11 protein-coding genes are annotated in these 11,728 nt (G+C 36.2%); 2 read left to right on the top strand and 9 right to left on the bottom strand.

The window, feature by feature from the left end:
- The first annotated feature begins 76 nt into the window (after positions 1–76).
- Entirely contained in the window at positions 77–991 is a 915-nt protein-coding gene (locus tag ABDZ63_RS14435; RefSeq protein WP_343784691.1) for a DUF4349 domain-containing protein, read from the top strand.
- A 304-nt stretch (positions 992–1,295) separates the two neighbouring features.
- Here ABDZ63_RS14435 and ABDZ63_RS14430 read toward each other — a convergent pair whose 3' ends face one another.
- From ABDZ63_RS14430 to ABDZ63_RS14390, 9 genes are all read right to left on the bottom strand, one after another.
- Positions 1,296–1,775: a hypothetical protein gene (locus ABDZ63_RS14430; protein ID WP_343784689.1), complete on the bottom strand. Its 480-nt coding sequence runs from the start codon at positions 1,773–1,775 to the stop codon at positions 1,296–1,298.
- Positions 1,776–1,783: 8 nt separating this feature from the next.
- Entirely contained in the window at positions 1,784–2,788 is a 1,005-nt protein-coding gene (locus ABDZ63_RS14425; RefSeq protein WP_343784687.1) for a DUF3231 family protein, read from the bottom strand.
- A gap of 144 nt (positions 2,789–2,932) precedes the next feature.
- Entirely contained in the window at positions 2,933–3,946 is a 1,014-nt protein-coding gene (locus ABDZ63_RS14420) for a DUF3231 family protein (RefSeq protein ID WP_343784685.1), read from the bottom strand.
- Positions 3,947–4,213: 267 nt separating this feature from the next.
- A complete protein-coding gene (locus ABDZ63_RS14415) occupies positions 4,214–5,173 on the bottom strand; it encodes an alpha/beta hydrolase (RefSeq protein ID WP_343784683.1) in 960 nt (319 codons plus the stop codon).
- Between the two features lie 177 nt (positions 5,174–5,350).
- Complete coding sequence (locus ABDZ63_RS14410; protein WP_343784681.1) at positions 5,351–6,028, bottom strand: response regulator transcription factor; 678 nt, start codon at positions 6,026–6,028, stop codon at positions 5,351–5,353.
- Between the two features lie 353 nt (positions 6,029–6,381).
- On the bottom strand, positions 6,382–7,209 hold the full coding sequence (gene pstB, locus ABDZ63_RS14405; RefSeq protein ID WP_343784679.1) for a phosphate ABC transporter ATP-binding protein PstB: 828 nt from the start codon (positions 7,207–7,209) through the stop codon (positions 6,382–6,384).
- 21 nt (positions 7,210–7,230) lie between these two features.
- On the bottom strand, positions 7,231–8,106 hold the full coding sequence (gene pstA, locus ABDZ63_RS14400) for a phosphate ABC transporter permease PstA (RefSeq protein WP_343784677.1): 876 nt from the start codon (positions 8,104–8,106) through the stop codon (positions 7,231–7,233).
- The gene (gene pstC, locus ABDZ63_RS14395; RefSeq protein ID WP_343784675.1) at positions 8,099–9,091 is read right to left on the bottom strand and encodes a phosphate ABC transporter permease subunit PstC; all 993 of its coding nucleotides are present in this window, start codon (positions 9,089–9,091) and stop codon (positions 8,099–8,101) included. The genes pstA and pstC overlap by 8 nt, the downstream gene beginning before the upstream one ends.
- Before the next feature lie 69 nt (positions 9,092–9,160).
- The gene (locus ABDZ63_RS14390; protein WP_343784673.1) at positions 9,161–10,159 is read right to left on the bottom strand and encodes a PstS family phosphate ABC transporter substrate-binding protein; all 999 of its coding nucleotides are present in this window, start codon (positions 10,157–10,159) and stop codon (positions 9,161–9,163) included.
- Positions 10,160–10,403: 244 nt separating this feature from the next.
- On the opposite strand from ABDZ63_RS14390, the gene ABDZ63_RS14385 reads away from it, so the two are divergent.
- On the top strand, positions 10,404–11,711 hold the full coding sequence (locus tag ABDZ63_RS14385) for a cytochrome P450 (RefSeq protein ID WP_343784671.1): 1,308 nt from the start codon (positions 10,404–10,406) through the stop codon (positions 11,709–11,711).
- The last annotated feature ends 17 nt before the right edge of the window (positions 11,712–11,728 follow it).

Genomic DNA, 11,728 nt, shown 5'->3' with positions numbered 1-11,728 from the left:
TAACCTCAAGTTAGTTGTAACATTCTTACTGAAAAGACGTCTACTACCTTAATAATATAGAATAGGTGGGGTCATGATGGTGACTAAGTCCAAGTGGAAGATTTTCATTTTAACGTTATGGTTTATCGTGTTTGTAACTGTATTATATGCATGTTCTAATGATGATGAAGTAGAGACTACACAAGAGAGTTATGACTTAAATGCTGATGAAGACGCTGGTTTTACAGAAGAGCAAGCAACAACTGAGGAAGTAGAACAAGCTGAATTGCGAAATGAAAGCGAACCACAATTATCAGAAGACCGCGCTGAAAGTCGTATGGTGATTTATTCAGGAAGACTAGCAATTGAAGTCCCTGACTTCGATGACTCTGAACGCGAATTAACTAAAGAAATTGAAGCGAGAGATGGTTATATTGTTGAATCATCCTCATATGAACATGAGGAAGGGTTAGTGTCTGGTTCAATCGTTGCTCGCATACCTGATGATTATTTTCATGATTTTATGAACAATATTGAAGGTGAACATACGAATGTAACTGAGAAATCGATCCAAGGCCAAGATGTGACTGAAGAGTATGTTGATTTAGAATCTCGATTACTCTCAAAAGAAGCAGTCGAAGAACGGTTATTAAACTTTTTAGATGAAGCAGAAGACACCGAAGACTTATTAAATATTTCAAATGATCTCTCAGGCGTACAAGAGGAAATCGAACAAATCAAAGGTCGAATGGGCTATTTAGAAAACCATAGTGCATATTCAACAGTCCATATTGACATTAGCGAACAACGCGTTAACGTTCCAGAAATCGAAAATCAAGACTCACTTAACACGATTGAACGCGCACAACAGTTATTAATGAACACCGTCAACTTTATCATTAATATTTTCTCTGGAATTACCGTTTTAGTAATCGGTCTCTCCCCGGTCTTAATTCCACTTACAGTTATAGCGCTTATTTTTTATATTAAATATAGAAGGAATAAAGGATAATTATAGTGAAGGAAGAAAAATCTCTCTTCTCCTAAGTACCATAAGGAGGTTGGGACAAGGCAAGAAGAGTTGTTTAATGATGAACATGATGCCTTGTGTAAGGTGAGGAACTCCCGAGAGGAATCAAATTTTATCAGCGCTTAGGGCACTTTTATCAGCGTTCAGACGACTTTATCAGCGTTCGGCAACTTTTAACAGCGCTCAAAACAATTTAGTGTAACGATATAATAGCGTAGAAATCCGAACGAGTCCATTTATAATGAATCGTCCGGATTTCTATTATGACAACTAATCTTGACCTAACTCAATTCACACTTTCATCAATATCAATTGTACGCCTTAAAATCTTCATGATAAATATACCAATAATAAATCCAATGATGTGAGCTAGAATCCCTGTCCAAATCGGTCCTAAAAGAACACCACCAATGTGAAAAGTCGGTGAAGAAATAACCCCAATTGTCCCTATAAATGCAGCAAGTGCAAACGGGATATAAGAAAAAGGTTGACCTCCTCCACCTGCATCTTTATACGCATCCCATATAGCAAACATATAAAGACAAGGATAAAACATAATCCATTGATAATTAGTTGCCTCAACAGCAACATCAATATTCCCTTGAAAACTTGCAATGATCACGTAGTTAAACCTTGCTTGGACATTAATAATAATTTCTAACAAAACTAAGAATATGCCTTTTATATATTTTTTTCTGAGCAATTGAGCAAATCCAGGTAAGGCTATACTCCATATAATGGCTTCTACACGTTTATCTTTAGTCATAATGACCTCTACTCATTTTTTAATTTATTACGATTTGCTGCTTGTGGTGGCTGCTCTAACCAACCATAGTCAATCATCAAATTTGTTCCATCTTGTGTGAATTGTGCTACTTCTGCCATCATTTTTGTATAATGTGCACCTAGGTCATGCCTTGGACTATTTGCCATACTTAACCCGTAATAAGATAATCCTAGACTGTTTAAAAATGTAGTCAAAAATAACATTAACTTATCAGAGAAAACAAACGACGTATGATCGGTGACTTCTGTATCCCAAGTCATCGGAACAGGTAAATCGTTTTCCCTCATAATGGTACTGAAGACTTCGATATGTTTATTTGCTATTTCTTTACCTTGTTGAAAATATTGTCTAAGCTCTTTCGATTGGGTTGTCTGAGCAAATCCTGTCATCGTTGCAGCACCCAATGCATTTCTTTGAATATTGGATACTAAATGTGTAATCTCAGCTCCTATAACGGGCCTTCGATCACCTAACCACCCAGTCAAAAAACTTTGCTTCTTTACAAAGTCAGGTTTTTTTGGAATAGGTAAATAAGGTGGACGCATGTTAGTACCTTGTTCTAATGATACTTGTAGCGTTTGTTCATGAATTTGCTGCATTTCATTTAAGCCATTGACGAAAAGCTGATATACATCTTGTCTTGTTGCAAAAGCAATGGATAAACTATACGTTTTCATTCCGATTTGCCCCAACTGCTTTAAAAACTCCAACATATAGCCATCAGAATATAACCGATTAGATTGAAGGTCGACATCTTCATTCTCATTAAAACCAACAGGAATTGGATAACCTTCCTGTGTAAAGATTTTCTCTGTTTCATTCATTCCATTTTCTGATATTACCAAAGCTCTTTCTATTACAGACTTGACCTTTTCATCCTGAACTTGATTCATAAAATTCTTTAACACACAAACAACGCCCGAATCATTAATGTACGCTACCCAAAGTTCTGATATTTCTGGTGCAGTTAATCGAATATGTTCTGAATCCATGTGCGAATCCTCCATTGTTAAAATCTGATCTAAGATTATATTCTCCTATAATGTTTAGAACATTCATATGTTGGACATAAATTCCCAAATCTCCTAACTACCAAAATTAAGCTCATTTATTAGAAGCTACAAACAAATTTTAGCTTATTCACCTGTTGTTAGTCCTTTTCGATCTGAGGCCATTGGCGGTTGTTCCATCCATCTATTATCAATCATTATGTTAGCTCCATCCTCTGAATATAGTTGTATTTCATAAGATAATCTGTTGTACAGAACACCTAAATCGACTCTTGGACTTTGAGAGGCACTTGTACCATAAAATCCTGTACTCAAAGCAATTAATGCTGATGTATAAAACATCATCAGTTTATCTGAAAAAGTATAGGTTGTGCTTTCAGTTATTTCTGTTGCCCATGTAACAGGTATTGTAAGATTACTCTCCTCTAATTTATTACCAAACAATTTAATATGTTTTTTTGCAATATCGACCCCTCTAGTAAGGAATTGTTTTACTTGTTTATCCTGAGCCACCTGAGAAAAACCCGTTAAAGTTGCTGCTCCTAAAGCATTTCTCTGTATATTAGCATAAAGATTAGTCACTTCACTTGCTATTAGCGGTCTCTTTTCGCCTAAGACATCTAAAATGAATCCTTGTTTTTTAACAAAGTATACCTGTTTCAAATTAGGTAAGTATGGTGGCCTTACATACAGACCTTTTGACAATAATAAATCCTTTGACATTTTAAATAATTGCATGGTGTTAGTAAGGCATTCCATATAATAATCAGTCATGTCCTGTCTTATGGATGTTGATAAACTAGTTGAATAAGTTGTTAGACCGATCATAGACATTTGATGTACAAAATTTAATACGTAAATATCAGAGTACAATCTAGGAGCATTAAGATCCACGTCCTCTTCTAACTTAAAGCCATGAGGAGTTACATTATTTGTTTCAGTAAGTATTGAAGTTATTTCTTGAATATTAGATTTCGATAATTGTAAAGAATATTCAACTACTTGTTTAATTTCTTCATCCTCAACCTTTTCTAAAAAGTAAGATAGCATACAAATACTTGCACTATCATTCATGTATTGACTCCAAAGGGGGGCTATTTCTGATGATGTAAGCCTTATTTGCTTTTCCTCTTGATCCATTTAAAGTACCTCCGATAATATAAATTATATAGTTATACTTTGTAATAATCAGATTGATATGTATCAATTTTTAAAGAACTAATCGTATCAGAAAACGCCACGCCCTGCGCATTACTTAAAAAGGTAAGATGGGCATTTCACCTCTTTTTATCAGCGCTCGCGCTTTTCCTAAACAAAAAATCCGAACGCATTCATTTATGATGAATCGTTCGGATTTTTCATTATTCTATCTTTTTAGTTCCTAGCTCGCTTTTCGTTTTTATACCTCTATTTGGTTACAAAACGGTTCAAGAAATCATTCAGTCTTTCTACATACGTTTCTTCATAAATAGCAAAAGCTTCTCCATGACCTGCATTATCAAACAGTTTCATTTCTGTATGACTATTCGTTGCTCCATACAACTCCTCAGTCATAGACGTTGGGACAAAAGTATCTTCTTGACCATGGATATAAAGAATCGGGATATCCGTCTCTTTTACTTGTTCTAATGCAGATGCTTCTTTTAATGAATAGTCTGCTCTAACCTGTGCCACAACACTGGTAGTAGGTAAAATCGGGAAAGATGGAAGGTTATACATGCGGTTCATTTGATAACCAAACAAGTCATAAGTGCTTGTATATGGACTATCAGCCACAATAGCTTTAACATTGTCAGGCAATTCTTCACCACTTGCCATTAAAACCGTTGCTGCTCCCATAGACAAGCCATGCAACACAATTTCAACATCTGATCCTTGATGCTCAATAACACGGTTAACCCAATCAATTAAATCAAGCCGATCATGCCAACCAAACCCGATATAATCACCATCACTATCACCATGTCCTCTCATATCAGACATGAGTACATTATACCCAAGCTCTTCATAATAATATTGTCCAAACAGCCCCATATCTCGACCCTGACCAAGATACCCATGAGAAAAGACTACTGTGCGATCTATCTTTTCTTCAGCTTCTAAATAATAGCCTTGTAACGTTAAACCATCATACGATTCCATCTCCCAATTTTCGAATGACTGGGTATTCACCCACTCACGCCAACCACCTTCTAAAAATACATTCATCGCACTCGCAGACACGACAAGGTCTTCATTATCTGCTAGAAAATCTTTTTGCTCTCGCTTAATAGCTAAATCGTAAAAGAAATTACTCGCCAATATATTAACCACCATTAAAAGTGATAAGAAACTAAACCCAATGATTAACCATTTTTTTTTATTCATAGATGCTGAACTCCCCCTATAAATATGACTATATATCTATTATAACAGGAGAATGTTCAGAAAAGTTTATCATTTATTGGTAACTAAAGCTTACTTATTAATAACGTTAAAACACCAACTTTTATTTGATCCTCCAAGATCACCATTCTTCCTTATCTAATGCAGAAAAACTTCTGTCTAGTGTGTTAACAACTTATAACCTACGCCGCGAACTGTTTTTATGTAATGTTGACTTAGTTTATCTCTCAAATTTGCGATATGAACATCAATAATTCTTGTTTCTATTATATATTCATACCCCCACAAAGCACTCATTAGTTGTTCTCTGGATAAAGCTTGACCCTTATGTCTGGCTAAATATAATAATAACTCAAATTCCTTTGGTGTTAGTGTTAATAGTTTATCCTTAAAATAAACTTCATACTCTTGGACATAAATCTTTAAATCCCCAACTGTAATCATTTCACCTTGAGACTTCGAATTAAAATCAATTACCCTTCTCATTAAAGCTTTAACTCTAGCTATTAGTTCTTTAGGACTAAATGGTTTGGTCATATAATCATCTGCACCAAACTCTAAACCTAAGATCAAATCCAATTCATCATCTTTTGCTGTCAGCATTAATATAGGAATTGTATACTGTTGTTGACGAAGCTTTTTACATATTTCCATTCCGTCAAGGCCAGGTAGCATAAGATCTAATATAACTAAATCAAAATAGACTGTATTGATTAAATTAATGGCCTCTTTCCCATCTTGAACAGATAATACTTCATAGCCACTCTGCTCCAAATGATGCTGAACTAATGTAATAATTGAAGCTTCATCATCAACAACTAATACTTTCTCAGCCAAAAGAACCCTCTCCTTTATAAACTACGTATTACTCTTAATTACTATTCTACATGATGAATTTTCTTAATAGTGTTAAGAATTTGTAAAGATAGCAATAAACTAAACAAATTGATTTAATATATATAACAGTAATTAACGACATATACCAAAGTTGAGATATAATGGTGTAATAATAGAAAATCCGAACGAGTCATTATTTGAACTCGTTCGGATTTAGAGTTTCGATAGTGCTAGTTCAAAAAGCTTGAGAGCTAATAAATGGACACAAACGCCAACAAATCAAGTTGATCGCTATTAACGACTCATACGTTTCTAGCGACGCGTAAATCTCATTATTAAAAGTAAGAGAAACCTTATCCAAAACGGCCACTGACATAATCTTTAGTTCTCGGGTCTGATGGTAAAGAAAATACTCGATCAGTTCGATCATACTCAATCACTTCACCGTGTAAGAAAAAAGCCGTATTATCAGAGATTCGTGCAGCTTGTTGCATGTTATGAGTAACGACAACGATACTATAATGCTCCTTCAACTCACCAATCAACTCTTCAATCTTAGCTGTTGAGACTGGGTCTAATGCGCTAGTTGGCTCATCCATTAATATCACTTCTGGTCCCACAGCTAAACACCGTGCAATACATAAACGTTGTTGTTGCCCACCAGACAAACCTAGTGCATTGTCATTAAGACGATCTTTAACTTCATCCCAAAGTGCTACTTGTTTTAAACTTTTTTCTACTATCTCTCGTAGCTTAAACTTATTCTTAACACCATGAATACGTGGACCAAAAGCAACATTATCAAAGATTGACTTCGCGAATGGGTTAGGGTTTTGAAAGACCATTCCAATTGCACTACGTAATTCTACTAAGTTAACTGATGGATCAAAGACATTAACATGATGATAAATAATCTCCCCATCTGTTCGAACATTTGGTGTTAACTCTACCATTCGATTTAAAGTCTTTAAAAATGTTGATTTCCCACAGCCAGATGGTCCGATGATTGCCGTTACCTGCTTTTCATTAATCGTTAAATTAACATCTTTTAATGCTTGATTTTGCCCATACCATAAATTTAAACATTCAACTTCAAAAACTTTATTAGCGTGAGTATCTTCAAATAATTCATTTTTCTTATCCAAATCTAATTTCACAGGATCAGCTATTTTTAATGTCATACGCTCTCCTCCTCATTAAAGTTATAGCAACTCATTCTTCTTCCGGAAATGGTTGCGGATCATTATAGCAAAGCTATTCAGTAGAATAACTAGAGCAATTAAGACTAAAGCTGTACCAAAAGCAATTGGCCTTACTGTTGCCGTTTCGGAGTGTTGAGTTACTAAAATATATAAATGATATGGCAATGCCATGAATTGTTCTTTTATATCATGCGGAATTATCGGCAAATAATAAGCAGCTCCTGTTAAAATGATTGGGGCTGTTTCACCAGCCGCTCTCGCTAATCCTAATATAGCCCCAGTGGCCATCCCAGGTATAGCAGGTGGTAATACTAATTGACGGATCGTTTGCCATTTAGTCGCCCCTAAAGCCAATCCTCCCTCTCGAAATTTACGTGGAACTGACTTTAATGCCTCTTCCGCTCCAGTAATAACCCAAGGTAGTACCATAATAGAAAGTGTTAATGCAGCTGCTAATAAACTTCTTCCAAACCCTAATGTCGCAGCAAATAATCCTAAACCAAATAAACCATATACAATTGAAGGCACACCTGAAAGATTACGAATCGCTAATCGAATCATTCGTACAAGTCTTCCTTGTTTAGCATACTCATTTAAATAAATCGCTGCCCCAATTCCTAAAGGGACTGAAATGGTGATAGTTAAGACTGAAACGTAAACTGTCCCAACAATTGCTGGCCAAATACCTCCTGCTGTCATATTCTGTTGAGGCATTTGCGTAATAAAAGACCAACTAATGACTTCTGCTCCGCCACGTAAAATCCAATAAAACAACAAGCATAAGGTGATCACTGTAATTAAAGCAAATGTATAGGAAATTGAAATCCAAATATTTTGTTTGATCTGTTTTTTCCTAAGTATTGCTGTGTTAGTCATTTCGCATCGCTCCTCGCTGTCTATTAATGAGAATATCTGCAATTAGATTCACAACGAAAGTGATGACAAATAAAATGATCCCAACTACAAAAAGCGCACTATAATGTAAGCTTCCCCACGCTACATCTGAGCCTTCAATTGCAATATTAGCTGTCAGTGTTCGAACTGAAGTTAGGAAATCAGGGATTGTAACACCTAAAAACTCGCGTATCGGCATATCAATTGCATTACCAGCAGCCATTAATACTGTCATCGTTTCACCAACTGCTCGACCAAATCCAAGCATAACAGCAGCTATAATCCCAGACTTTGCTGCTGGTAAAGATATGTCTTTCACTACTTCCCATTTTGTTGCACCTAATGCATAAGCCGCTTCTTTAAAATCACTAGGTACGCTATTGAGAGAATCTTCAGCTATACTTATGATCGTTGGCAATGCCATCACAGACAGAATGATTGAGGCAGTTATAGCTGTTAAACCATTAGACAAGTTAAATACATTAGCTACCATGGGTGATAGAACTACTAAAGCTATGAACCCTAATACGACAGAAGGAAAAATAGCAAACACTTCAACAACTGGCTTCAGTATTTCCTTTAATCGTTTAGGAGCTATTTCTGCGATGAAGATCGCCGTAAAAATCCCCCACGGCACTGCTAAGGTTAAAGCTCCAACCGTTACCATGATTGAACTAATAATAAAGGGTAGCGCACCATACCTAGGATCACTAGAAGATGGGTACCAGCTCTGATGAATCAAGAACTCACCTATTCCTACTTCTCTTAAGGCATCCATTCCTTCACGAAATAAAAAACCAACAATTAAAGCTAAAATAAAAATCGCAAAGGTACCTAACAGTAAAAACACCTTTTCCATTAAATAGTCATTAATGTTCGTAACAAAAGACTTTTGTGTCAGCTTCTTTTTAGATACATTATTTAATTGCCCAATATCATTTACTACCTTTAAACCTGGTGGCCTCATGAAGACATCCTCCCCCTTGATTATGTATGAGCCAAGGAAAGAGTCACTTCCTTGGCAATTCTTAAGCTCTTACCAATCCAAACCTAATTCTTCATAAAGTTCTATATTTTCTTCTTCATAATCACCAATTCCATAAAACCCTGTTATATTTAATTGTTCTGTTGCTTCTTCTGATTTAAGCACCCAGTCTAAGTAATGCAACATTAATCCATCTGGTACACCATTTGTATAGAAGTATAAAGGTCTAGCAATCGGATAAGAGCCGTCATTTACGTTTTCAGCTTCTAAAGGGGTAACATAATCACTGTCTTCGTCTATAGCGACATTCACTACATTCACAGTGTCTTCGTTATAACCAATCCCACTATAACCAACACCACCTTCGTCTTGAGCCACACCTTCTACAAGAGCAGCTGAACCAGACATAAATTGAGTGCCTGAAGCCCAGTCTTCACCACCCATTATATTTTCATTGAAATACACATACGTACCTGAGTTACTTTGTCTTGAGAATACTGAGATCGTACCACCTTCATCCCAGCCTAATTCAGACCATTCTGTAATTTCTCCAGTGAAAATGTCTTTAAGCTCCTGAATAGTTAGGTTTTCAACTGGGTTGTTTTCATTTAAATAAATCGCTAATCCATCTTGCCCAACAACAAACGCCTGAACTTCGACATCATTATTTTGCGCTTCTTCTACCTCTTCATCTGAAAAAGCTCGTGAAGCTTGTGCTATATCAACATCATCGTTAATTAATGCTGCTATTCCTGTTCCAGTACCTCCACCTGTTACAGCAACATCACCTGGATAATCCGACATATAAGCTTCTGCAAAAGCTTGGCCTAAGTTAACCATAGTATCTGATCCTTGAGCACTTAAGTAACCTTCTGGACCTTCTTCTAGCTCATTTTGTTCCTCACTATCCTCGCTTGCTGAAACAACATCTTCATCACTTTCTGAATCAGTCGACACTCCTTCTTCTTCCTCTTCAGCACAGGCAACAACAAACATCAACATTACACCTAGTAAAAAGATCAAGCTAAACTTCTTTACTTTTTGATCCACTTGAAAATCCCCCTGTTTTTTTAAGAATTAAGCATGTGGGAAAACAAAGCTTGTCGTTATTGAGTTTAAGAAACGAGAACAAGCTAGGTCCTTCACAACTCCTTACAGATCTCATTTTACTTACCGTTTATTAAGCTAGTATTAAGCACATGTAAAGATTTCGTATAGATTATTCATAAATCATACAAATTACTGAAATACTAAGACTTGGATAGTGTGACGTTTAATATAAGGAGCTGAAAACATGAAAGTAAAAAAGCCAATCCCTAAAACAGGTGGAATTGACCATACGTTGACACTTATTGACCAAGGCTTTCACTTTTTACCGAACAGACGTAAAGAATTAGGCTCAGACATTTTTGAAACACGCTTAATGGGGAAAAAAACAATTTGCATGGCTGGGAAAGAAGCAGCAGAAATGTTTTATGACAACACGATCTTTAAACGAAAAGGTGCAGCGCCACTTCCTCTTAAAAAATCATTACTCGGACAAGGCGGTGTTCATGGTTTAGACGGGGAATTACACAAACAAAGAAAACGGATGCACTTATCATTAGTGACACCTGAACGTCTAGAAGATATGAAAAATATTGCTGTTAACGAACTCGATGCCAAAGTGAAGAACTGGGAGAATAAAGAACAAGTCGTTCTTTTCGATGAATTAAGAGAAATATTAACTCGAGCGGGGTTGAAATGGGTTGGGGTACCTGTAGAGGAGAATGAGGTGAAGGATCGAACAGACGAGCTTAACAAAATGGTCGATTCATTTGGTGGTTCTATTGCTCGTTTTCGCCAAGGTAAAAGAGCTAGAGATCGTCATGAAAAGTGGCTTAAAGAAATTATTAAAGATATACGCTCTGGTAAAATCAAACCACCAGCCTATACGTCTGCTTACATTGTTTCTAATCATCGTGAGCCAAACGGAAAACTGCTCGACTTACAAACAGCAGCTGTTGAATTGAACAACACTTACCGCCCTTTGGTTGCAGCAGCATATTTTATTATTTTTGGTGCATTAGCATTTCATGAATACCCGGAAACTTTTAAAAAAATGCAAGAAGACCAAGACAGCTATAGCCATATGTTTTCACAAGAAGTGCGTCGTTTTTATCCATTCGCACCAGCTATGGCTGCCAAAGTAAAGAAGAGCTTCTACTGGCAAAGTTACCATTTCAAAAAAGATCAACTAGTTGTATTAGACCTATATGGAACAAACAGACATCCTGATGATTGGGAGTCACCAGAAGAGTTTATCCCAGAAAGGTTTAAAGGCTGGAAAGGTAGCCCGTTTAGCTTTATTCCACAAGGTGGCGGTGATTTTCATATTGGTCATCGTTGTGGTGGTGAATGGTTAGCCGTCATGGTCATGCGAACATTTTTTAAATACTTGGTTGGTCATATGACTTATGAGCTACCTGAGCAAGACTTAACCTTTAGCTTAGAACGAATGCCAACTATACCGAAAAGTCATTTTATTATACAAAATGTTAAACGAACTAAAGACTCTGTAGAGGAATTAGAACAACACGTGCAAAGTCGTCCTGTCATTTAATTTAGTATTCACCAGAA

It is taken from the genome of Alkalibacillus silvisoli, assembly GCF_039521975.1.
Taxonomy (GTDB): Bacteria; Bacillota; Bacilli; order Bacillales; family Alkalibacillaceae; genus Alkalibacillus; species Alkalibacillus silvisoli.
This window is presented reverse-complemented; position numbering and strand designations above follow the sequence as displayed.